Origin of the sequence: Pseudomonas sp. Wu6, assembly GCF_019891515.1 — a bacterium.
Taxonomy (GTDB): Bacteria; Pseudomonadota; Gammaproteobacteria; order Pseudomonadales; family Pseudomonadaceae; genus Aquipseudomonas; species Aquipseudomonas orientalis_A.
Genome location: NZ_JAFLXH010000015.1, coordinates 92,606 through 114,750 on the forward strand (window position 1 = coordinate 92,606; position 22,145 = coordinate 114,750).

At 63.1% G+C, this 22,145-nt stretch carries 22 protein-coding genes; 8 read left to right on the forward strand and 14 right to left on the reverse strand.

From position 1 onward, the window contains the following. Positions 1–16: 16 nt before the first annotated feature. From J1G34_RS12895 to cpaB, 4 genes are read right to left on the reverse strand one after another with little or no spacing between them, the layout of a single operon-like run. Positions 17–1,279, reverse strand: coding sequence for a CpaF family protein (locus J1G34_RS12895; protein WP_065894651.1), 1,263 nt, complete (start codon positions 1,277–1,279; stop codon positions 17–19). Next, complete coding sequence (locus J1G34_RS12900; protein ID WP_222994144.1) at positions 1,276–2,472, reverse strand: AAA family ATPase; 1,197 nt, start codon at positions 2,470–2,472, stop codon at positions 1,276–1,278. Before J1G34_RS12900 ends, J1G34_RS12895 begins: the two co-directional genes overlap by 4 nt. Continuing rightward, positions 2,469–3,689: a type II and III secretion system protein family protein gene (locus tag J1G34_RS12905; RefSeq protein ID WP_065897455.1), complete on the reverse strand. Its 1,221-nt coding sequence runs from the start codon at positions 3,687–3,689 to the stop codon at positions 2,469–2,471. The genes J1G34_RS12900 and J1G34_RS12905 overlap by 4 nt, the downstream gene beginning before the upstream one ends. Positions 3,690–3,704: 15 nt before the next feature. Further along, positions 3,705–4,634 carry a Flp pilus assembly protein CpaB gene (cpaB, locus tag J1G34_RS12910; protein WP_065897457.1) on the reverse strand — a complete coding sequence of 310 codons (930 nt, stop codon included), beginning with the start codon at positions 4,632–4,634 and terminating at the stop codon, positions 3,705–3,707. A gap of 332 nt (positions 4,635–4,966) precedes the next feature. On the opposite strand from cpaB, the gene J1G34_RS12915 reads away from it, so the two are divergent. The 3 genes from J1G34_RS12915 to J1G34_RS12925 all read left to right on the forward strand — a co-directional run bounded on the left by J1G34_RS12915 (position 4,967) and on the right by J1G34_RS12925 (position 5,851). Further along, the gene (locus J1G34_RS12915) at positions 4,967–5,164 is read left to right on the forward strand and encodes a Flp family type IVb pilin (protein ID WP_065886488.1); all 198 of its coding nucleotides are present in this window, start codon (positions 4,967–4,969) and stop codon (positions 5,162–5,164) included. A 26-nt stretch (positions 5,165–5,190) separates the two neighbouring features. Then, entirely contained in the window at positions 5,191–5,382 is a 192-nt protein-coding gene (locus J1G34_RS12920; RefSeq protein ID WP_065886489.1) for a Flp family type IVb pilin, read from the forward strand. A 64-nt stretch (positions 5,383–5,446) separates the two neighbouring features. After that, positions 5,447–5,851 (forward strand): response regulator, encoded by a 405-nt coding sequence (locus J1G34_RS12925; RefSeq protein WP_065894642.1) that lies wholly within the window; start codon positions 5,447–5,449, stop codon positions 5,849–5,851. Positions 5,852–5,966: 115 nt separating this feature from the next. Here J1G34_RS12925 and J1G34_RS12930 read toward each other — a convergent pair whose 3' ends face one another. The 4 genes from J1G34_RS12930 to J1G34_RS12945 all read right to left on the reverse strand — a co-directional run bounded on the left by J1G34_RS12930 (position 5,967) and on the right by J1G34_RS12945 (position 11,881). Then, the gene (locus tag J1G34_RS12930; RefSeq protein ID WP_222994145.1) at positions 5,967–7,649 is read right to left on the reverse strand and encodes a ShlB/FhaC/HecB family hemolysin secretion/activation protein; all 1,683 of its coding nucleotides are present in this window, start codon (positions 7,647–7,649) and stop codon (positions 5,967–5,969) included. Positions 7,650–7,770: 121 nt separating this feature from the next. Continuing rightward, positions 7,771–9,375, reverse strand: coding sequence for a collagen-like triple helix repeat-containing protein (locus J1G34_RS12935; RefSeq protein WP_222994146.1), 1,605 nt, complete (start codon positions 9,373–9,375; stop codon positions 7,771–7,773). A gap of 302 nt (positions 9,376–9,677) precedes the next feature. After that, the gene (locus tag J1G34_RS12940) at positions 9,678–10,526 is read right to left on the reverse strand and encodes a MaoC family dehydratase (RefSeq protein WP_222994147.1); all 849 of its coding nucleotides are present in this window, start codon (positions 10,524–10,526) and stop codon (positions 9,678–9,680) included. Positions 10,527–10,528: 2 nt separating this feature from the next. Beyond that, positions 10,529–11,881 carry a 3-oxoacyl-ACP reductase gene (locus J1G34_RS12945; protein ID WP_122561560.1) on the reverse strand — a complete coding sequence of 451 codons (1,353 nt, stop codon included), beginning with the start codon at positions 11,879–11,881 and terminating at the stop codon, positions 10,529–10,531. Between the two features lie 105 nt (positions 11,882–11,986). Here J1G34_RS12945 and J1G34_RS12950 point away from each other — a divergent pair, with 105 nt between their 5' ends. Together J1G34_RS12950 and J1G34_RS12955 are read left to right on the forward strand one after the other, a co-directional pair. Further along, positions 11,987–13,264 carry an acetyl-CoA C-acetyltransferase gene (locus J1G34_RS12950; RefSeq protein ID WP_065936120.1) on the forward strand — a complete coding sequence of 426 codons (1,278 nt, stop codon included), beginning with the start codon at positions 11,987–11,989 and terminating at the stop codon, positions 13,262–13,264. A 216-nt stretch (positions 13,265–13,480) separates the two neighbouring features. Next, the gene (locus J1G34_RS12955) at positions 13,481–14,377 is read left to right on the forward strand and encodes a PA4780 family RIO1-like protein kinase (RefSeq protein WP_065894635.1); all 897 of its coding nucleotides are present in this window, start codon (positions 13,481–13,483) and stop codon (positions 14,375–14,377) included. A 205-nt stretch (positions 14,378–14,582) separates the two neighbouring features. On the opposite strand, the gene cueR is transcribed toward J1G34_RS12955, so the two are convergent. From cueR to J1G34_RS12970, 3 genes are all read right to left on the reverse strand, one after another. Continuing rightward, a complete protein-coding gene (gene cueR / locus J1G34_RS12960) occupies positions 14,583–14,984 on the reverse strand; it encodes a Cu(I)-responsive transcriptional regulator (RefSeq protein WP_065897932.1) in 402 nt (133 codons plus the stop codon). Further along, complete coding sequence (locus tag J1G34_RS12965; RefSeq protein WP_222994148.1) at positions 14,981–17,173, reverse strand: heavy metal translocating P-type ATPase; 2,193 nt, start codon at positions 17,171–17,173, stop codon at positions 14,981–14,983. Before J1G34_RS12965 ends, cueR begins: the two co-directional genes overlap by 4 nt. Positions 17,174–17,251: 78 nt before the next feature. After that, on the reverse strand, positions 17,252–17,623 hold the full coding sequence (locus J1G34_RS12970) for a hypothetical protein (RefSeq protein ID WP_065886498.1): 372 nt from the start codon (positions 17,621–17,623) through the stop codon (positions 17,252–17,254). 146 nt (positions 17,624–17,769) lie between these two features. On the opposite strand from J1G34_RS12970, the gene J1G34_RS12975 reads away from it, so the two are divergent. Both J1G34_RS12975 and J1G34_RS12980 read left to right on the forward strand, forming a co-directional pair. Next, on the forward strand, positions 17,770–17,961 hold the full coding sequence (locus tag J1G34_RS12975) for a heavy-metal-associated domain-containing protein (RefSeq protein WP_122462714.1): 192 nt from the start codon (positions 17,770–17,772) through the stop codon (positions 17,959–17,961). A gap of 85 nt (positions 17,962–18,046) precedes the next feature. Continuing rightward, positions 18,047–19,240: a multidrug effflux MFS transporter gene (locus J1G34_RS12980; protein WP_222994149.1), complete on the forward strand. Its 1,194-nt coding sequence runs from the start codon at positions 18,047–18,049 to the stop codon at positions 19,238–19,240. A gap of 8 nt (positions 19,241–19,248) precedes the next feature. Here the strand turns inward: J1G34_RS12980 and J1G34_RS12985 are convergent, their stop codons facing one another. From J1G34_RS12985 to J1G34_RS12995, 3 genes are all read right to left on the reverse strand, one after another. Further along, positions 19,249–19,422, reverse strand: a complete 174-nt coding sequence (locus tag J1G34_RS12985) for a hypothetical protein (RefSeq protein WP_163001561.1) — start codon at positions 19,420–19,422, stop codon at positions 19,249–19,251. Positions 19,423–19,567: 145 nt separating this feature from the next. Next, positions 19,568–20,581: a zinc-binding alcohol dehydrogenase family protein gene (locus J1G34_RS12990; RefSeq protein ID WP_222994150.1), complete on the reverse strand. Its 1,014-nt coding sequence runs from the start codon at positions 20,579–20,581 to the stop codon at positions 19,568–19,570. Positions 20,582–20,721: 140 nt separating this feature from the next. Next, on the reverse strand, positions 20,722–21,015 hold the full coding sequence (locus J1G34_RS12995) for a putative quinol monooxygenase (RefSeq protein WP_065886502.1): 294 nt from the start codon (positions 21,013–21,015) through the stop codon (positions 20,722–20,724). Positions 21,016–21,132: 117 nt separating this feature from the next. On the opposite strand from J1G34_RS12995, the gene J1G34_RS13000 reads away from it, so the two are divergent. Next, positions 21,133–22,059 carry a LysR family transcriptional regulator gene (locus J1G34_RS13000; protein WP_065894627.1) on the forward strand — a complete coding sequence of 309 codons (927 nt, stop codon included), beginning with the start codon at positions 21,133–21,135 and terminating at the stop codon, positions 22,057–22,059. The last annotated feature ends 86 nt before the right edge of the window (positions 22,060–22,145 follow it).

Here is a 22,145-nt window from a genome sequence, read left to right on the forward strand (position 1 = left end):
CGATTCCCCTCCAGGGCTAGGCCGGTTCGCGGCGCAGTTTTTCGCCGGCCGGGTTGAGCGCCTCGCGCACGAAGCCGAAGCCGGTACGCCGGTCATGGCGAAACAGCGTGTTGGTCACGTACACGTCGTCGCGGATGCCCACCACTTCGACCACCTCGCTGACGCAACGACGACCGTCCGGCAGGCGGGTCAACTGGACCACCACATCCAATGCCGCGCAGATCATCTGGCGCAGGGTCTTTTCCGCAACCACGCGGCCGGTCAGGCCCACCAGGGTTTCCAGGCGCAGCAGGGCATCGGCGGCATTGTTGGCGTGCACGGTGCTCATGGAACCGTCGTGGCCGGTGTTCATTGCGGTGAGGACATCGATCACTTCCACGCCGCGAATTTCGCCGAGGATGATGCGGTCGGGGCGCATGCGCAGGGCGTTGCGGATCAGGTCGCTGGCCTTGACCTCGCCATGGCCCTCGGCATTCGGTGGACGGGTTTCCAGGCGTACCACGTGGGGGTGGGCCAGTTGCAGTTCGGCCACGTCCTCGATAGTGACCAGGCGTTCATGGGGGTTGATCAGCTGACTTAGGATGTTCAGCAGTGTGGTTTTACCGGTGCCGGTGCCGCCGCTGATGAGGATGTTGCAACGCTTGCCCACCGCGTCCTGGAAGAAGTCGAAAATGTTCTGGTCAATGGTCTGCATGGCCACCAGATCGCTGCTTTTGAGCATGTCCCTGCGGAATTTTCGAATCGACAGGCACGGCCCGTCCAGGGCAATCGGCGGGATGATCGCATTGACCCGGCTGCCATCGGGCAAGCGTGCGTCGACCATCGGCGACGACTCATCCAGGCGCCGCCCCAGCGGCGCGAGGATGCGCTGCATGACGCGCTCCACATGGTGCGCGTCGATAAAGCGCAGGTCGCTCTGGTGCAGCAGGCCGTCACGCTCGATAAACACCCGGTGCGGGCCATTGACCAGGATTTCGGTGACGGCCGGGTCGCGCAGCAGCACTTCCAGCGGACCGAAACCGGTCAGTTCGTCGACGATTTCTTCGGCCAGGCGCTCCATCTCATAGCGCGAGATCGCCAGGTGCATGCGGTTGATGTACTCGGCGACTTTGTCGATGACAAATTGCGCCAACGACTGGCGCGAGCCTTCCAGCAGGTTTTTCCCCGACTCTTCGATGGCATCGATGATGTAGCGGTGCAGCACCAGTTTCAGGCCGTCGTGGTCGGTGTTGCCACCCACGCCTCGTGCGGGGGCGCCGAAGAGTTTTTCGCTGGTCATTTATCGGCTCCCAACAAGCGCTCCAGCCAGCGGCTGGAGGATTTTCGATTGGCGTCCTGCGAACGTTTCGCCAGGCGCTCGCCCAGGGTCTTGAGCGCCTGAGTCAGGGCTTCGCGCGGTGTCAGCGCAAACAGGGTTTGCCCCTGGTTCTCGGCGTTCAGCCGGACCTCCGCGCTCAGCGGCAACACGGCAATCACTTCCAGGCCGAAGCTTTTGCTCAAGGCATCGGCGTCCGGCGCGCAGCCTTTGACGTAGCGATCGATCAGCAGCCTGGCATGGTCGAGCTTCATGCCTTTTTCGCGCCACAGGTTCAATACGGCGAGGTTGCGCCGGCAGTCCAGCACGCTCTGGTCGGTGTACCACAGCAGCTTGTCGCAATGGCTGACAAAGGTACGCAGGGCTTCGCTGTCCGGCTGGCCGGCAAGGTTCACCACAATGTGCTGGAAGTGTTGGCGCAGCGCACTGAGCAGCATGTAGAGCTCGGCGGCGCTGGTGCGCTCCAGGGGCTCGTCGTTGTGCGTGTAGGCGAGAATGCGCAGGCCGTCTTCGGCCGAGGTAAAGGCGCTGTTGATCAGGGTGGTGTCCAGCCGCCTCAGGTGGCGCAGGGCATCGCCGAAGTTGAACGAGCTTTCCAGGCCCAGCAGCGCCAGGCTGTCACCGCGTGGCAGGCCCAGATCGAGCAACAGCGTCTGCTGGCCGCTCTTTTGCACCACCAGCGCCAGGTGGCTGGTGAGCAGTGCGCCGTCCGAACTGCCCTGGGTGCCGTACAGTACCGAGAGGCCGCCCAGCAGCGTGTTGGTCGCCACCGGCGGCAGGCGCTTGCTCAGGCGGCGGACCAGGCCTGCGACTTCGCTGGAGCGCGAGCCGTAGGCGACGAAGTCCCGCGCTCCGGCGCGCATGGCATTGAGCACCAACTGGTTATCCATGCCGTCACCGAGGGCGACGATGGCCAGCATCGGCTTGGCTTCCAGGGCGCCTTCGATCAGCGCGCTCTGGGCCACCAGGTGCTCGCGGTCAAGGCCGACGAACACCAGGTTGGCGAAGGTTACATCGACCAGGGCGAGCAATTCATCGAGGGTGCCGCTGCCGGCGCTGACCACTTGGCCAAGGGGCGCCAGCGCGCCCTGCAGCCACTCCAGGTCGGTGGTGTTGCGGGTGATTGCCAGGAACGTCTGGCTCAGGTTGTCGCTCATTGGGACAGCCCGTTGAGCCGGTCGAAATTACCGTTTTCCAGGAAGAACAGGCGGTACCAGTTCGGGTCATAGTTGCGCACTTTTTCACCGGGCAACGCCGGCAGTTGGGCATTGGCCGCCAGTGGTTGCACCAGGTGCGGCGTGACGATCATCAGCAGCTCCTTGTCTTCGCGTCGGACCGAGGAATCGCGAAAGAACGCGCCCAGGATCGGGATGTCACCCAGGCCGGGAAACTTGCCGATGTTGGTGGTGGTGTTGCTGCTGATCAGGCCGCTGATCACAAAGCTTTCGCCATCGGCCAGGGACACGCTGGTATCGGTGCGGCGGATGGTCAGGGCCGGCACGCGGATATTTTCGATGACCACGGCGTTGGTGTAGTCGAGCTCGCTGACCTCCGGCGCCACCTTGAGGGAGATGCGGTTACGGTCGACCACGGTCGGCGTGAGGGTCAGGCGGATGCCGAATTCCTTGTACTCGATCGAGATGGTGTCGCTGCCGCTGCTCGGCACCGGCACCGGGATTTCACCCCCGGCGAGAAAGGTTGCGCTTTGCCCGCTCATGGCCACCAGGCTTGGCCGGGCAAGGGTGTAGGCGAAGCCGCTGCTTTCCAGGGCGTTGATCATCGCCGAGACGCGGCCACCGCCAAAGCCGATATTGAAGTTGTCCGCGCTCACTGGCAGTTTGAAGGTGCTGGGTGTGGGGAACAGCAAGTTCGGGCTGCCGAGGAAAAAGTTGTTGCCGATGCCGAGGATCTTGGTGCTGGCCTCCTTGAGTTTGGTACGGCTGACTTCGACGAAGCGGATGTCGGTCTGGACCTGGCTGGGCAGCAGCGGATCATCGGCCGGCGACAGCGACAGGCTGGTCAAGGCGCTGTTGGCCTTGCCCTTGACGAAGACCATGCTCTGGCGCGGCGTGGTCGAGCAGGCGGTCCAGACCATCAGGCTGGTGGTGCCGGGGCCGACGCCGGTGAGCAGGAAGCCCCGGTCGCCATTGAGATGAACGTCGGCGATTTTCGGATCGCCAATGGCCAGGCGCGTGATCGCCACCGGCGATTGCAGTGCCTGTTGCAGGCCCTCGCCGACTGACAACGCGGCGGGCAATTGTCCAAGGCTGGCGCAATTGCCCTGAGCGGCCACGGCCAGGCTCATGGACAGGTGCGACAGCAGCAGGGCGCAGGCGATTTTCCCTGTGAACACCGGTATGAAACGTCGGCTCATGCACAGCATCCTTGTTCAGTCGGGTGTTTGTTGGGTTGCTTGATTGCCACGGATCACCTCGACACCGGCCCGGCGCGGGGCACTGCTCTGGGCTACTTTCCTGGGGGCCTGGGTGAAGGCCAATTGCGTGAACTGATAAAGGTCGCGGTTAGCGTTCTGCAGGTTGCCCGGCGCGTCGCCTTCGCCGGCCCAGTAACGGCTCAGCAAGCGTTCGTCGGCGCTGCGCACGGCCAGGCGCAAGGTGCCGGCCTGGGTGGCCAGCATCAACCTGCTCAACAGCTGTTCGGGCACGGCCAGCACCACCGTGCGTGAGGGGGCTTGGCGCTGGGCTTTCTCTTCGGCGGTGAGCGCACGAGCAGACGCCGGGGTACCGTCGTTGGTCAGGCCCATCTGGTCACCGACACTGAGCAGGCGTATGGCGGGGATCACCACTTGGGCCGATTGTTCAAGGTTGGCGGCGTCCTGGCGCAGGTACAGCAGCACGTCCACATAGTCGCCGGGACTCAACTGGCCGGCGGCGCCAATCACTTCATCGACGGCGACGGCCAGGGCGCGTTCATCGGCACGGATCATGCGCGCCAGCGGCCCACCGGGGGTGAAGCTTTCGTCGTTCAACCAACTGCCGGCGCTGAGTGCGCGCCACGGTGTACGGCCGATGGCCTGCTCGACACTGCTCAAACTGCCGGCCGGTGCCGTGCGCAGTTTTTCGATGCTCAGATCAGCGGCCACCAGGGCGACGAAGGGGGACACATCGTGGGCCAGGACGACGACCGATTGACGGGTCTGGTCTTCCACCGCGGCAACGGCTTGTTCGGCGGGAGCTGCCGCGGGTGGCGGTGGCGGCGCCGGGGCGGGCTCACGGCTGAGGACCAAGCCCCAATAGCCGGCAAACAGCGCACCGACCAGTAACACACCGGCCAGTACCATGCTCAGACGCGTGTTCATGACGGCTCTCCATTTCCTGCTACACCACAGCCCGCCTATCCAGCAGGCTCACGTCGCAGCCTGGCTGCTATGAACAGTGACTAACTATTTCGCTATTTGACGGTAGTTCAGCTAGGACGAAATGCCATTACTGACGCAAAGATTTCTTCGGCATGCAAGGTGCGCCCCCTTTGAAAACACGCATTTACGAGGTCAGGAAGGCCCCTACTACTTTATGACTAGTCAATTCTTACAGTTGTGAGGCCGGGGTTTGTTGGCAATGCTCAGGTGGCACATCGCAATTACTGTGCAGCACCGGGATAGGGCGCTTGGTCGCCTGAGGAGAAGTGTTTATGTTGCTTGATCTGTTGATTCGACTTCACGTGCAACTTCAGTTGCTGTTTCAGCGCAAGGAAGGGGCTACGGCCATCGAGTACCTCATTCTGGTCGCCATCGTGGCATTGGTCATACTGGCAGCCGGGACCACCCTGAAGCCTCAGATCACCGCGTTCTTCACCAAAATCACCACAGCGATTACCCCAACGCCCTAAGCAGTCGGAGCGCAAGGAGCAGGATCATGATCCTCAATCTGTTGATGAAACTCTGTGTTCAACTGCGGGTGCTCTTTGCGCGTAAAGAGGCGGCCACAGCGATTGAATACCTCATTCTTGTGGCCATCGTCGCGCTTGTGATATTGGCAGCCGGAACTACACTGTCGCCACAGATCACCGCGTTGTTTGAGAAAATTACAGGCACCATCACGCCCTGACCCTCAGGCAGGCAGCACTGCGCGGGTACTTTAGGTTTTTGATTGGCAAGATCAGGACGTGCCCATGAACGCTGCTGTATCCCCCCGCCAGCAAATCCTGCTGGTGGACGACGAAGAGGATGCCCTCGTTGAACTGGCGGAGTCGCTGGAGAACGAGGGCTTCGTTTGTTTTACCGCCACCTCCGTGACATTCGCTTTGCAGGAACTCACCCTGCACCCTGATATCGCCCTGGTCATCACCGACCTGCGCATGCCCGAGGAAAGCGGGATTTCCTTGATCAAGCGCCTGCGCGAACACACTTCCCGTTCCCACCTGCCGGTGATCGTGATGTCCGGCCATGCCGAGATGGATGACGTCAGCGACATGCTGCGCCTGCAGGTGCTGGACTTGTTTCGCAAGCCCATCTATCTGGTGCGGCTGATCGATACGCTCAACAGTCTTTTCCCCCGGACAATTCATCAACTGTAGGTGTAGGAGCGAGCTTGCTCGCGAAGAACGTCAAGGCGACGCGGGGAAACTGGATGCCCGCGTCATCGTTAGCGTTCTTCGCGAGCAAGCTCGCTCCTACAGGAATGTTTGGCGTTTACAGCTGATAACTGAAGCTCAGCGTATACCGCGCACGCCGGTTGAAGCTGTCCAGGGCGATGTCCGACATCGGCTTGGCGGCTTCCAGGGCGATGTTGTAGTACTTGTTATCGCCAAAGCGCAAACCCACCGCCGCCGAGGACATGTCGCCGGCCTTGACCGGCAGGTCGTTGAACCAGGTCCTGGCACGGTCGAGCACCACGTAGGGTTGCAGCACCTTCAGCCAATTGCCGACGCGGTTGAAGCTGTAGTTGACCTCGTACGCCACGCCCCATCCCTTGTCGCCCGAGCCCTGGTCGTCGGGGTAGCCACGGCCGAAGTTCTGCCCGCCAAACGCGGCGCGTTCGCTGTCGGGCAGGCTGTTGTCGCTCCAGTAGAGCGCACCTGAAAGCACGCCTTGCCAGTTGTCGAAGAACTTGTCGCTTTGCACGCCGGACAGGCGCAGGCGGAAGAAGTCGAGGTCCGGTTTGGCCACGTCCAGGTCACTGCGCGCCTTGGCGCCCACACCATCGATGCCGTGATACAGGCCGCCGGTGAGGATGCGCAGCTGTCGCGCGTCGGCCTTGCGCCAGTCGCCCTCGAACGCCAGGGCACGCAGGTTGGATTCGATATCGAAGCGCAGCGGGTAGCCCACCAGTTTGTAGCGGGTGGTCTGGTCCACCGCGTACAGGCGCGTGCCCAGGGTGAGTGACTCGGTGGGCGAGGCAATGAAGGGGTGGCTCAGGCCGATGGAGTAGCGATCGATCGACTGATGGGGCTTGAGTTCGAAGCCGCCGTCCAGTTGCACACGGCTGTGGGGATCGGCGCGATAACGCTCTGCGGCGAGTGCCAGTTGAGTGCCTTCGGCATTGATGAACTGGTTGTAGTCCACGCGGTAGTAGTGCTCTTTGTCCTCGCCCGGTGGGAACAGGCCACTGACGCTCAACTGTTCGCCCAGGGCGGTTTGCGCATGGCTGGTGGCGCTGAGCAAGGCTTGGGTGCCGCCCCGGCTTTTCTGCACCAGGCTCATGCTGGTGGTGAAGGGCTTGCGGCTGGCCTGGATCTGCATGTGCGTGGCGCCATCGGTGGTGCCCGGCGGCGGCACTTGCGCCTGTACGGTGAGACCGGGGATGCGGCTCATCAGGGTGGTGTAGCGCTCGAAGGTCTTGCGCGTGAGGGGGCGTTCGGCGAGGAGCTTTTGCGCCAGGTTGTCGACATAGGCCGACACCGCACCGACATCGCCGGTTTGCTGGTAATCCTTGATGTAGCCTTCCACCAGAACCACGCGGACCAGGCCGTTTTCGAAGGTCTGTTGCGGTAGGAACGCGTAGGACAACAGGTAGCCGTCCTGCTGATAGCGACGGGTGATGCCTCGGGTGGCTTCGATCAATTGCGCAAGATTGGTCTCATGGCCAATCAGCGGTGCATAGGCCTGGGCCGTCTCGGTGAGCGGATAGATCGTGCCGCCTTCGATCTGCAGTTTGCGGATGGTCACCCTGGTGTCCATCAACAGGGGCTGGCCGGCGGTGGGCTGTGCTTCAGGCACCTGGGTTTGCGGCGTGGCCGGTCGATAGGCGTCGGCGGGCAGGTTGGGTACCGGCAAGGTGCGGATGGTGTCATTGCTGTTGAGGAAGGTGGGAAGGGTCTCGGCCTGGGCGTAAGCACTGAGGGTCAGCAGGAACAACGGCGTGAACACGCGCATGGGACACTCCTTGGTCAACTGCGGCAGCCCAGCAAAAAGACGAGAGACTGACTCCGTGTCTCTCGTCTCAACCAAGCGCAGGCGCCGCAGGGGAGACCGTCTAATTGGCCAGGTGCATTTTCTATCTGCCGGTCAGGCCGTTCACCAAACCGCCCAGGCCTCCGGTTGTTGCAGTGCCGCCGGTGCCGCCTGTGACCAGGCCGCCCACCGAGCCTACCGTGTTGCCCACAGCGGTTACGGTGGTGCCCAGGGTCGTGGTGACCGGGTTGGCGCTGGCTGTGCTCAGGTTAGTGCCCAGGTTGCTGACGGCGCCGCCGACTTGAGTCACCAGGCCGTTGACCGGAGCACCGACGCCGGTGGTGGTGCCGATGTTTTGCGTCACTGTGGTGACGCCGGAGGTCACCGGGTTCAAGGCTGCGCCGACGTTGGCGGTCACGGTTGCGACCGGGGCGGTGGCGCCGGTGTTGGCGACACCCGTGCCACCCAATACGGTGCCCACCGAGGCAATGGTGTTGCCCAATGCGCCGCCGGTCACACCGGCTGCACTGACGGTGCCGTTGGTGTTGCCGACGTTGAGGCCGGTGCCTGCGTTGTTCACCAGGCCGCCGACCAGCTCCGGTAGACCGGGGGCTGCGGCGCCGCCGGAGGGCGCGACATAGCCGCCGGACTGGTCGAGCGTGCCGCCGACGCCCGTCAGCACGTTGCCGGCAAGCGTGGTCACAGGGTTGCCGGTACCGCCGGTGCTGGCGACCTGGGTGCCGAGGCCGGTGACGGCGGCGCCCACTTTGCCCACCAGGCCGTTGACAGGCCTACCCAGGCCTGTGCCATTGCCGAGGTTGCCGGTGGTGTTTTCCACCAGTGAAACCACCGGCACCAGTACCCTGCGGTTCACGTTGCCGGTCAGGGAGCCCAAGGGACCGGTGGTGCTGGCGGTGCTGAGGGTGTCGCCGAGCATTGTCACGGCGGTGCCCACGTTATCCACCACACCACCGACTGCGCCGCCCACGCCGCCGGTCAGACCGCCGACGACGGGGACACCGCCGAGGGTGGTCGACAGCGATCGGCCGGTGGTCGACAGGCCACCGCCCACATCGGACACGCCGTTGCCGACACCCGACACAGTGATGCCCAGCGAGTTACGGCGGGTGCCCAGGGAGCCCAGGCCACGGGTGACGCCGGTGCCGATGCTGGTGACGGCGGTGCCGGCCGAAGTGACCAGGCCGCCTGCCGTCGTGCCGACAATGGGCACACCGTTCAAGGTCGAACCGAGATCACCCACCGCTGCGCCCACATTGCCCACGGTGGTGCCGAGGGTGCCGGCGATCCGGCCAGTGACGAGCGGAGTGGCTGTCGAACCTGTTTCGCCGCCAGTGCCACCACCTGCGCCGCCACCTGTGCCACCACCGGTACCGCCGCCAGTGCCGTCGCCTGTACCACCACCGGTACCGCCACCCGTGCCGCCGCCAGTGCCACCACCGGCACCGCTACCCGTGCCGCCGCCTGTACCTCCACCGGTACCACCACCCGTGCTGCCGCCGGTACCACCGCCAGAACCGCCGCCGGTGCCACCCCCCGTACCGCCACCGGCACCTGCGCCAGCATCCGGCGACGACGCCGCCACGCTTGATTTGTGTCCGCCACCACCGCTGCTGCAGCCGCCGAGGCTCATTGCCAGAATCAACGCCAGTGCGGTACTTGCTTTCCAGAACACGACTTGAGTTTTCATGATTGAGTTCCTTGCACCAGGTACAACCTTGGTTGTTTCAAACGTTCGCCGTTTCTTCGGCCAGCGATACGTTTGTCCGTGTGATTAATCACAGACCTGGGTCGGTTTTCTCGCAACGCTCAACTTCGTATTAACGATTTATATACATAAGGTCTTAGTCGGCTTAAGCGCTAATACAAACGGTATAAAGTGTAGAAGTTCAGTAATTATAGTTTATGAAAATCAATAAGTTGAATAAAAAAAGCGGACCCGGGCGGGTCCGCTATAACTTAAGGTGTATATATACAATTAAACAGTGGACTTCAGGCAATCGGTTGCCACTTCCCGAGCATATGCTCAATAGCCCCTGTGCCGTTCAACACTAACTCGCCACTTGAGCCGGCGCCGCTGGTCATCAGTATCACTTCGCCGGGCAGGCGTACGGGTTTTTTGAATTCAACTTCAATGTCGACATTGGCGAGCGGAAGGTGTTGGTCCAGCGCCGCCAGAGTGCGGGCCTTGTTCCATAACCCGTGAGCGATGGCCTGGGGGAAGCCGAACAGTTTGGCCGTCGGTGCGCTGAGATGAATCGGATTGTAATCGCCGGACACGCGGGCATAACGTCGACCGATATCAGCGGGGGCGTTCCAACGGGACAGCTCGCTGAGGGGCATGTGCACCGACAACCCATGCTCCACCGTCTCGCCCTCAAGCTTCACACCACGGCATAACATTGTGCTTTGGGCTTCCCAGAGCAGCCCCAGGGCGTCATCGACCACGGTAACCAGGTCAAAGGTCGCGCCCTTGGCGTGGGGCTTGAGATTGCAGGTGTACACGCCGACGGTCAGCTCACTCACACCGCCCAGGGGTCGATGGACGCGAATGCGGTTGCTCAGGTGAATCAGCCCCAGCAACGGGAATGGAAAGGTTTTGTCGGTCAGCAATTGCATCTGCAGGCCGAACGCCAGGATGTGCGGATAAGTCGCCGGCAGCATCGGGCTGTCGGCAAACCCGCAGACCTTGCGGTACGCCGCGACAGCCGTGGGATCGACGCGCACCTGGCAACGCAGGCCATGGTCGGGCAGTGCGCTGCCGGTGATCTTGCGCTTGAGTGCCGCGCGCCAGTACAGCGGCGGTAGAAACGGTGTGCTGTCCACTGTCTGCCATTGCATAGTCACGCTCCCAGAAGACTCTGCCCGCACACCCGCAGTGCCTGGCCGCTGACGGCACCCGAGCCCGGCTGGCTCAGCCAGGCCACGGCTTCGGCCACGTCCTGCGGCACGCCGCCCTGGCCCAGCGAACTCATGCGCCGGCCGGCCTCGCGCAGGGCGAACGGAATATGCGCGGTCATCTGTGTTTCGATAAAGCCGGGTGCGACGGCGTTGATGCTGATCCCACGGGTTTTCAGCAGCGGTGCCCATGCCTGGGCCAAGCCGATCAGCCCGGCCTTGCTCGCGGCATAGTTGGTCTGCCCGCGGTTGCCGGCGATGCCGCTGATGGAGGCCAGCAGCACCACGCGGGCGTTGTCGTGCAGGGTGCCGCTGTCGAGCAGTGCCTGGGTCAGCACCTGCGGCGCATTGAGATTGACCGCCAGCACGGCGTCCCAGTATTCCGGGGTCATGTTGGCCAGGGTCTTGTCGCGGGTGATACCGGCGTTGTGCACCAGGATATCGAGGCCGTCGGGCAAGTGTTCGATCAACTGCGCGGCGGCGTCCTCGGCGCAGATATCCAGCGTGAGGGTGCGCGCGTTCAAGCGTGCGGCCAGGGCATCGAGGTCGGCCCTGGCTTGGGGCACATCCAGCAGGATCACCTCGGCGCCATCACGCACCAGCGTTTCAGCGATGGAGGCGCCGATACCCCGGGCAGCGCCGGTCACCAGCGCCTTGCGCCCGGCCAGCGGGCGCGTCCAATCCTCGACCGGCGTGGCGCAGGCTTCCAGGCGAATCACTTGCCCTGAGATATAGGCGCTCTTGGGTGAGAGGAAAAACCGCAACGCGCCTTCCAGCTGGTCTTCGGCACCCTCGCCCACGTACAGCAACTGCAACACACCGCCGCTGCGCAGTTCCTTGGCCAGGGAGCGGCTGAACCCCTCCAGGGCGCGCTGGGCGCTGGCGGCGAACGGATCGCCGAGGCTTTCCGGCGCGCGGCCAAGAATCACCAGGTGTGCGCTGGGGGCGAGGTTTTTCAGCAATGGCTGGAAGAATTCGCGCAGCTGCTTGAGTTGGTCGGTGTGTTGCAAGTCACTGGCGTCGAACACCACGGCCTTGAGTTTGGCACCGTGCCCGGGAATCCACGCCGGCGCGTCCAGCGTTTGGGCGCCATAGCTGTACAACGCATCGGTGAGTTTGTTGGCAAACGGCAGGACTTTATTCGCCAGCGCGCCGCCGCCCAGCAGCAGTGCACCTTCCACCGGGCGCAGGCGCCCGGCTTGCCAGCGTTCCAGGCGTACCGGTGACGGCAGGCCAAGGGCGGCGACCAGGCGATGGCCGAGGCTGGAGTTGGCGAAGTCGATATAACGGTCAGACATGGAACGCTCTCCGAAGACTGGGGTTCAAAGGGTTGACCATCCCAGGGTAGCAGTCGTTCGACTAGGCTCAGTGATCAAGCCCATAACAGACAGAGGGAGCTTTCCATGACTCAATTGCGCCGTGTGGCGATCATTGGCGGTAATCGCATTCCCTTCGCCCGCTCCAATGGCCCCTACGCCACGGCCAGTAACCAGGCAATGCTCACCGCCGCCCTGGAGGGCCTGATCGAACGTTTCAACCTGCACGGCCTGCGCATCGGCGAGGTGGCGGCCGGCGCGGTGCTCAAGCATTCCCGCGACTTCAATCTCACCCGCGAATGCGTGCTCGGCTCGCGCCTGTCGCCGCAAACCCCGGCCTACGATGTGCAGCAAGCCTGCGGCACCGGGCTGGAGGCCGCCTTGCTGGTGGCCAACAAGATTGCCCTGGGCCAGATCGAATGCGGCATTGCCGGTGGGGTGGACACCACCTCCGATGCGCCGATTGGGGTCAATGAAGGCTTGCGCAAGCTGTTGCTGCAAGCCAACCGCAGCAAGTCCATGGCGGATAAGCTTAAAGTCCTGTTACAACTTCGTCCGCATCACCTCAAGCCGCAGCTGCCGCGCAACGGTGAACCGCGCACCGGGTTGTCCATGGGCCAGCATTGCGAGCTGATGGCGCAGACCTGGCAGATCCCCCGCGCCGAGCAGGACCAGCTTGCCCTTGAGAGCCACCGGAACATGGCCGCCGCCTACGCCGAAGGCTGGCACAACGATTTGCTCACGCCGTTTCTGGGCCTTACCCGCGACAACAACCTGCGCCCTGACCTGAGCCTGGAAAAACTTGCTGCGCTCAAGCCCGCGTTCGAACGCAGTGAAAAAGGCACGCTCACCGCCGGCAACTCCACGCCGCTGACCGACGGCGCCTCGCTGCTGCTGCTGGGCAGCGAGGCTTGGGCCAGGGAGCGCGGTTTGCCGATCCTCGCGTACCTGCGCGACGGCGAAGCGGCGGCGGTGGATTTCGTCAATGGTGCAGAAGGCCTGCTGATGGCGCCGGTGTACGCCGTACCGCGTCTGTTGGCGAGGAATGGCCTGACGCTGCAGGACTTCGATTACTACGAGATCCACGAAGCGTTCGCTGCCCAAGTGTTGTGCACGCTCAAGGCCTGGGAAGACGCCGATTACTGCAAAACGCGCCTGGGCCTGGAGGCGCCGCTGGGCGCCATCGACCGCAGCCGCCTCAACGTCAAGGGCAGTTCACTGGCCGCCGGGCATCCGTTTGCCGCGACCGGTGGGCGCATTGTCGCCAACCTGGCCAAGTTGCTGGATGCGGCGGGCAAGGGCCGTGGCTTGATTTCGATCTGCGCGGCGGGGGGGCAGGGCGTGACGGCGATCATTGAACGATGAACGAGGCTTGACGAATCCCCCTTGCAGGAGCGAGCGTGCTCGCGAAAGATGTCATGGATAACGCGTGTATCCTGGATAAACGCGTTGCCTTTGAGTTCTTCGCGAGCAAGCTCGCTCCTACAGGAAATTGCGGTAGCCTCTCCCTCCAACGAGTGGATTGCCGTATAACGAGTGCCACACGCGTGTTTGGTAATACAGGACCCACAATAAAAGCTGATGAAGACTCCTAAACGCATTGAACCCCTGATCGAAGACGGTCTGGTCGACGAAGTGCTGCGCCCACTCATGAGTGGTAAAGAAGCAGCTGTTTATGTGGTGCGCTGCGGCAACGAATTGCGTTGCGCCAAGGTTTACAAGGAGGCGAATAAACGAAGTTTTCGTCAGGCGTCCGAATACCAGGAAGGCCGCAAGGTCCGTAACAGCCGTCAGGCCCGGGCCATGGCCAAGGGCTCCAAGTTCGGCAAGAAAGAAACCGAAGATGCCTGGCAGAACGCCGAAGTGGCGGCGTTGTTCCGCCTGGCCGGGGCGGGCGTTCGCGTGCCCAAGCCGTACGACTTTCTCGAAGGCGTGCTGTTGATGGAGCTGGTGGCCGACGAGTACGGCGATGCGGCGCCGCGTCTGAACGACGTGACGCTGGAGCCGGACCAGGCGCGCGAATACCACGCCTTCCTGATTTCCCAGATCGTGCTGATGCTGTGTACCGGGCTGGTGCATGGTGACTTGTCCGAGTTCAACGTACTGCTCACGCCGACCGGCCCTGTGATCATCGACCTGCCCCAGGCAGTGGATGCGGCGGGCAACAACCACGCGTTCAACATGCTGGAGCGGGACGTGGGCAACATGGCTTCCTACTTCGGGCGCTTTGCCCCGGAGCTGAAGAAGACCAAGTACGCCAAGGAAATGTGGGCGTTGTACGAAGCCGGCACCTTGCACCCAGCCAGTATCCTGACCGGTGAGTTCGACGAGCCGGAAGAACTGGCGGACGTGGGCGGTGTGATCCGCGAGATCGAAGCGGCGCGGCTGGACGAAGAGCGCAAGCAAGCGATTCGTGCGGCGGACGATGCGCCATCGACCAAAACGGCAGAAGAACCGCCGCCGCCCTGGATGCAGTAACCTTCGGGTAGATGAAAATCAACATGTGGGAGGGGGCTTGCCCCCGATGGCGGATTGTAGGAGCGAGCTTGCTCGCGAAAAACTCACAGGCACCGCGTTCATTCAGAAAGCACGCGTTATCGTTGACGTTTTTCGCGAGCAAGCTCGCTCCTACAGATTGGTATTAGGGGCAGCCCCCTCCCACATGGGTTTTGTGCGCAACCAGTCAGGCGCAGCACTTGCCTGACGCCAACTCCTTGAGAATCGGACAATCCGGCCGGTGGTCGCCCTGGCAGTGTTCCACCAGGTCCTGCAACGTATCGCGCAGTTGCTCAAACTCGCGAATCTTCTGATTCAACGCCTCGACATGCTGGCGCGCCAGGGCTTTCACGTCGGCGCTGGCGCGCTGGCGGTCCTGCCACAAGGTCAGCAGCTTGCCGACTTCTTCCAGTGAAAACCCCAGGTCCCGCGAGCGTTTGATAAACGCCAGGGTGTGCAGGTCGCCTGCACTGAAGAGGCGATAACCACTCTCGGTGCGATGAGCGGCCTTGAGCAGGCCGATGGATTCGTAGTAGCGAATCATCTTCGCGCTCAGCCCGCTTTGGCGGGCGGCTTGGCCGATATTCATGGGCGTTGATCCTCCAGGTCCTTGGGTTTCCAGGTTTTGAGCAGCAGCGCATTGCTCACCACACTGACGCTGGACAACGCCATCGCCGCGCCTGCCAGCACCGGGTTGAGCAGGCCGAAGGCCGCCAGCGGGATGCCGATCAGGTTATACACAAAGGCCCAGAACAGGTTCTGGCGAATTTTTGCGTAGGTCTTGCGGCTGATCTCCAGGGCCGCCGGCACCAGGCGCGGGTCGCCGCGCATCAGGGTGATGCCGGCGGCGTGCATGGCCACGTCGGTGCCGCCGCCCATGGCGATGCCGATATCGGCCGCAGCCAGGGCCGGTGCGTCGTTGATGCCGTCGCCGACCATGGCCACCACCCCGGTTTTTTTCAGGGCGGTCACGGTGGCGGCTTTGTCGGCGGGCAGCACTTCGGCGTGGACATCGTCGATGCCCAGGGCCTCTGCGACCACCCGCGCGCTGCCGCGATTATCGCCGGTGAGCAGGTGGCTGCTGATGTGCTGGGCCTTGAGTTGCTGCACGGCGTGCAGTGCGCCGGGCTTGAGCGTGTCGCCAAACGCGAACAGGCCCAGCACGCGCGGATGTGCGCCTTGTTCGATCAGCCAGGACAGGGTGCGACCTTCGGCTTCCCATTCAGTCGCGCGCTGACTCAGCGGGCCGGCGTCAAGGCCGGTTTCTTCCAGCAGGCGTCGATTGCCCAGGGCCAGTTGCCGGCCGTCCAGGGTGCCGGCGATGCCGCGTCCGGTCAGGGACTGGCTGGCACTGACGTCAGCCGGGTGCAGCCCCTGTTCGTCACAGGCATCCAGCACCGCCTTGGCCAGCGGGTGCTCGCTGCCACGCTGCAGGGCTCCCGCCTGTTGCAGCAGGCGCGAGGTGTTGCCGTCCACCGCCGCCAGATGGGCGATTCTCGGCGCGCCCGAGGTGAGGGTGCCGGTCTTGTCGAACACCACGGCGCTCACCGCATGGGCATGCTCCAGCGCCTCGGCGTCCTTGATCAGAATGCCATGGCGCGCAGCGACGCCGGTGCCGGCCATGATTGCCGTCGGCGTCGCCAGGCCCAGGGCGCACGGGCAGGCGATCACCAGCACCGCGACCGCGTTGATGATTGCGCTCTCCAGGGGCGCGCCGTACAGCCACCAGCCCGCGAGGGTGAGCAACGCCACTACCAGCACCGTCGGGACGAAGACCTGGCTGACTTTATCCACCAGTTTCTGGATCGGTGCCTTGGCGGCCTGGGCGTCCTCGACCAGGCGGATGATCCGGGCCAATACGCTCTCCGCGCCCAGGGCCTGGGTACGCACCAGCAGGCGACCTTCACCGTTGATCGCGCCGCCGGTGACCCGGTCGCCCGGTTGTTTCGGCACCGGCAGGCTTTCGCCGCTGATCAGCGCTTCGTCGGCATGGCTTTGGCCATCGACGACTTCGCCGTCTACCGGGAAGCGTTCGCCGGGCTTTACCATGACCAGGTCACCGAGCTTGAGCGCAGTGATGGCGACCTCTTCCTCACGGCCCTCCAACACGCGCACCGCCCGCTCGGGGCGCAAGGCTTCGAGGGCACGAATGGCGCTGGCGGTCTGGCGCTTGGCGCGGCTCTCCAGGTATTTACCCAGCAGCACCAGTGCGATCACCACGGCCGAGGCTTCGAAATACAAATGCGGAGCGGGCCGGGTGAGCCATTGATAGACGCTCAGGCCGTAACCGGCACTGGTGCCGATCGCCACCAGCAGGTCCATATTGCCCGCGCCGGCGCGCACGGCTTTCCAGGCGGCCCGGTAAAAACGCGCACCGAGGATAAATTGCACCGGTGTCGCCAGGGCGAACTGCACCCAGGCGGGGAGCATCCAGTGCAAGCCGAAGGGTTCGACCAGCATCGGCAGCACCAGGGGCAATGCCAGCACGATCGCCAGCATCAGCGCCCAGCGTTCGCGGTGCAGGTGCCGGACTTGATCGGCCTGGGTGGTGGTGGCGGCCTGGGGCAGGCTGGCGGTGTAGCCGGCTTTGTCGACGGCGGCGATCAGCACGCCGGGGTCCATCTGGCCGATTACCTCAATGTGGGCGCGTTCGTTGGCCAGGTTGACGCTGGCACGTTGCACCCCCGGCACCTTGCCCAGCGCACGCTCCACACGGCCGGCGCAACTGGCGCAGGTCATGCCGCCGATGGGCAGGTCAAAGGTGGTGGTTCCATTCATGGGGCAGTCCTCCGCAAAACAGTGCCCCCAGCATCAACCTTGACCTGTGGGGAAGGTCAAGCGTCTTTAAATCTTAGCTTAATAGCCCAACTCGGCGGCTTTGAGGTACATGCCGTCCGGGCCTTGGGCAATCCGCAGCTTGCGCACGTCGCCGGCCTTGAGCGTGATGTTCTGGGCGGGCGGGGCGAGCATGCCGGGCAGACAGCCCGGCGATTGCCCCGGCAGCAGTTTCAGGCGCAGTGACACATTGCCGGCAGGCAGGTTGAATGAAGTGGACTCTTCCTGAAACAGGCGGCCGGCCAGTTGATCCTGGATATACAGGCCGATTTCACAGGACGTCGGCACTTCCAGGCGCTCCCGGGAAATGATCAGCACCGCGTAGTCTTCAGCGGCGGGCGCAACGGCAGAAAAACTCATCAGGCCGGCAAGGGCAAAAAAAGACCAGCGCATGGCGAATGCTCCGTGGGTCACATCGATAAAGTTGAAGCTTGGCCGACGTCGCCGCCGAATACCAGCCCGGCCGACGTTTCTGAAACTTGACCTTGCCATCGTGGCAAGGTCGAGACTGGGTTCAATCTCATCCAAGGAGTCTTGTCATGCAAATATTCAATGTTGAAGGAATGACCTGCGGCCATTGCGTTCGGGCGGTGACCCAGGCGGTGCAGAGCCAGGATGCAGATGCCGAGGTGACGGTCGATCTTGCGGCGAAGCAGGTCAGGGTGCAAAGCCAGCTGGAGCGCGAAGCCATCGCACAGTTGATCAAGGAAGAAGGCTACACCGTGGTCTGATTTTTAATAGTTAGCGAGCTATCTTAATGTTCAAGGCTCCCAAGCGCGGCTAGACTGTCGGGCTGCCGACTCACTTGGGTGCCTGATGAACCTTCGCATTATTCTGATCCTCGGCGCCTTGAGCGCCTTTGCGCCGTTGGCGATCGACTTTTACCTGCCGGGCTTTCCGGCCATCGCGAGCGCTTTTGCCACCGACGAAAAACATGTCCAACTGACCCTGGCGGTGTATTTCGCGGGGTTGGCCATCGGCCAATTGATCTACGGCCCGCTGGCCGACCGCTTTGGCCGGCGCGTGCCGCTGCTCAGCGGTGTGACGCTGTTCACCCTCGCGTCCTTCGCCTGTGCCTATGCGCCGTCCCTGGAATGGCTGATCGGTGCGCGTTTCGTGCAGGCGCTCGGCGGTTGTGCGGGCATGGTGATCTCGCGGGCGGTGGTGAGTGACAAATGCGACGCCGTGGGCTCGGCCAAGGTGTATTCGCAACTGATGCTGGTCACAGGCCTGGCGCCCATCCTTGCGCCGCTGGCGGGTGGGTTGATGGTGGGGCTGTGGGGCTGGCAGTCGATTTTCCTGGCGCTGTCGCTGTTCAGCGTGATGGCGGCCATTGCGGTGGCGGTGGGCTTGCCGGAAACCTTTCCGGCGCATCAGCCGCGCCAGCCGTTGTCCGGCTCGTTGCGCCGCTACGGCGCGCTGTTGTCGGACCGGGTTTACCTGGGCTACGCCCTGACCGGTGGCATCTCGATTGCTGGGATGTTTGCCTATATCGCCGGTTCACCGTTCGTCTTCATCAAACTGTATGGCGTGCCCGCCGAGCATTACGGCTGGCTGTTCGGTTCCAATGCCGCCGGGTTTATCCTGGTGGCGCAGTTGAATGCGCGGTTACTGGCCAAACGCGGCCCGGCGTTTCTGCTCTCGCGTACGGTGTGGGTTTACGTGGCGGCGGCGCTGACGCTGCTTGGGATTGCAGCGCTGCGCACCGAAGCCCTGTGGCCGTTGCTGGTGCCGTTGTTTATCTGTATCGCCAGCCTGGGTTGCATTCTGCCCAACACCTCGGCGTGCGCCATGAACGGGCAAGGCGCGCGCGCCGGCAGCGCCTCGGCCTTGCTCGGGTGCATTCAATTCGGTGTGGCGGCGGGGGCGGCATCGTTGGTCGGGGTATTGCACGACGGCACGGCGATGCCGATGGCGATGGTCATCAGCCTGTGTGGGGTGCTGGCGGTGACGATTGCGATGGCGACTTTGCGCCTGCAACGGGCAAGGGCCGCGCAGGCGCGGGTCTGAAGAGCCGATCAGCCGGCGGCGCGTTGCTGGCTGAGTGGAAAGCGGTGGGGGGCCTGGATGCGGGTTTGCAAGGTGTCGGCGAAGGCACGGGCCTCGGCTTCGGTGTGAAAAATAATCGACCGCTGGTCCAGGCGGACCTCCCACTGGGATTTTTTTGCTAACGCTTTTATCAGGATCTTCATTGCTGACTTCCTCACGTAAAAGAATCGTGGCAAAGGCGGCCAATATAAACCCGTATGCGCTCACAGAGATGACAAAGGTCAACTCTCGGACTAATGGTGTCGTCCATTACTTACATAAGTAACAGACGACACTGACAGCCGTTTTCTAGAACCCCTCTAACACGATCTTGCCCTTGGCCTTGCCGCTTTCCAGCAGCGCGTGGGCACGGCGCAGGTTCGCCGCATTGATCACGCCAAAATGCTCGCCGAGCGTGGTTTTCAAGGTGCCGGCGTCGATCAGCGCGGCCACGCGGTTGAGCAGGTTGTGCTGCTCGATCATGTCCGGGGTCTCGAACATCGAGCGGGTGTACATGAACTCCCAGTGCAGCGACAGGCTCTTGCGCTTGAGCGAACTCACGTCCAGCGCCTTGGGGTCGTCGATCAACGCCAGCTTGCCCTGGGGCTGCAGGGCTTCTACCAGTTGCTCCAGGTGCAGGTCGGTCTGGGTCAGGCTGGCGACGTGGGTCACTTGCGGGTGACCGGCGTGTTTGAGTGCCTCGCTCAGCGGCTGGCTATGGTCGATCACCAGGTCGGCGCCCAGGGCCTTGGCCCATTCCTGGGTCTCCGGGCGCGATGCGGTGCCGATGACTTTCAGCGCGGTGAGCTGGCAGGCCAGTTGGGTCAGGATCGAACCCACGCCGCCCGCTGCGCCGACGATCAACAGGCTCTGGCCCTGGTCCTGTTTGCCCTCGGCTATTTGCAAGCGTTCGAACAGCAGCTCCCAGGCGGTGATGGCGGTCAACGGCAGCGCCGCGGCTTCGGCAAAGCCCAGGCTCTTGGGCATATGGCCGACAATGCGTTCATCCACGGTGTGCAGTTGGCTGTTGCCGCCCGGGCGCACCAGGGAGCCTGCGTAGAACACTTTGTCGCCGGCCTTGAACAGCGTCACTTCGCTGCCGACCGCCTTGACCACGCCGGCCACGTCCCAGCCGAGCACCTTGGCGGCGCCGTTTTCCGGAGCGACGTTCTGGCGCACCTTGGTGTCCACCGGGTTGACCGAGATGGCTTTGACTTCCACCAGCAGGTCACGCGGCCCAGCGACGGGTTCTGGCAGTTCGATGTCTTGCAGGGCGTTCACGTCGCTGATGGGCAGGGAGGTGTAATAGGCGATGGCTTTCATGATTTCTCCGGGGTAAATACGGTCAATGCAGGCGCGCGCTTGCTCGCGAAAATCGTTAACGATGACGCAATACTTCTGGTTGAACACGTCGTTCCTGCGTTTTTCGCGAGCAAGCTCGCTCCTACAGAAAAAGGGGATGGTCAGGCGAGAAACTTCAGGCGCTTGAGTTCGAAGTGTTCGATCACGTCGGCGGCCTTGGTCCGGAACGCCTGGATATGCGCACTCTGGTCGTGGTCGGCCAGGGCCGCGTCGTCGCTCCAGCGCTCGAGCATGTAGAACGTCTCGGGATGTTGCAGATCCTGGTGCAGGTCGTACTGCTCACAACCGGCTTCCAGGCGAGTCGGCTCAAGCAGACCGCGCAGCAGGGTTTCCAGGGTGGCCTGTTGGCCGGGCTTGGCGATCAGCGTGGCGATCACGTTAAAGGCGGTAGACATATCAACTCCTGGTCGATAGGGAACGGGATGGCCAGATGATTGGCTATTTCCAGCACGGATAAAAGCGGCTAAAACAAAGGTCTGTTTCAATAGAAAATTGATAATTGGCGGAAATTGATGCTGCGCTTTGATGATTTGCAGTTGTTTGTCCGGGCAGCGGACCTGGGCAGTCTGTCGGCGGCCGCGCGGGTCATGGACCTGTCCCCGGCGGTGGCCAGCGCTGCGTTGAAGCGCATAGAACAACAGCTGGGCGCGCGTTTGCTGGCACGCTCCACCCGCAGCCTGCGCTTGACCGCCGAAGGTGAGGGCTTTCTCACCTATGCCCGCGCCGCGTTGAGCTCACTGGATGAAGGGCGGCGCCTGTTGGCCAGTGGGCAGGACCATGTCAGCGGCATGCTGCAACTGTCGGCGCCTTCGGATTTCGGTCGCAACCTGCTGTTGCCCTGGCTGGATGACTTCCAGCGTGAATACCCGCAACTGAGCGTGCGCCTGTTGCTGGGGGATCGCATTGCCGACCTGTACCGCCAGCCGGTGGACATCGCCTTGCGCTATGGCGAACCCGAGGATTCCAGCCTGGTTGCGCTGCCCATCGCGCCGGAAAATATCCGGGTGCTGTGCGCGGCGCCCAGTTATCTGGCCCGACACGGCGAACCGCGGCATCTGGAGCAACTGGCCCAGCACAATTGCCTGCTCTACATGCTCGCTGACCGGGTACACGACCATTGGCGTTTTTATGACGGCAAGCGCGAGGTCAGCCTGACGGTTTCCGGCGATCGCGTCAGTGACGACGCCGACGTGGTGCGCCGCTGGGCGGTGGCCGGCGTCGGCATTGCCTACAAGTCCTGGCTGGATGTGAGTACCGACGTCGTGGCCGGGCGTCTGCGCTTGATCCTGCCGGAGCTGCGCGGTGAGCGTACCCCGCTCAACCTGCTGTGCGCGCACCGTGCGCAGTTGAGCAAGCCCGTCAACTTGCTGCGGGAAATGCTCGTGTCCCGTTGTGCGACATTGACGAAGCAACTGTCGGAGCGATTCGCTGTGAAGTAATGGCCTCCAGCAAAGCAGGACATTTCCCTCGAGTGCTGTCCGCATTCAGGCTGTAAGACGCCATGGAACCGGCTGTTTTGGCCCCT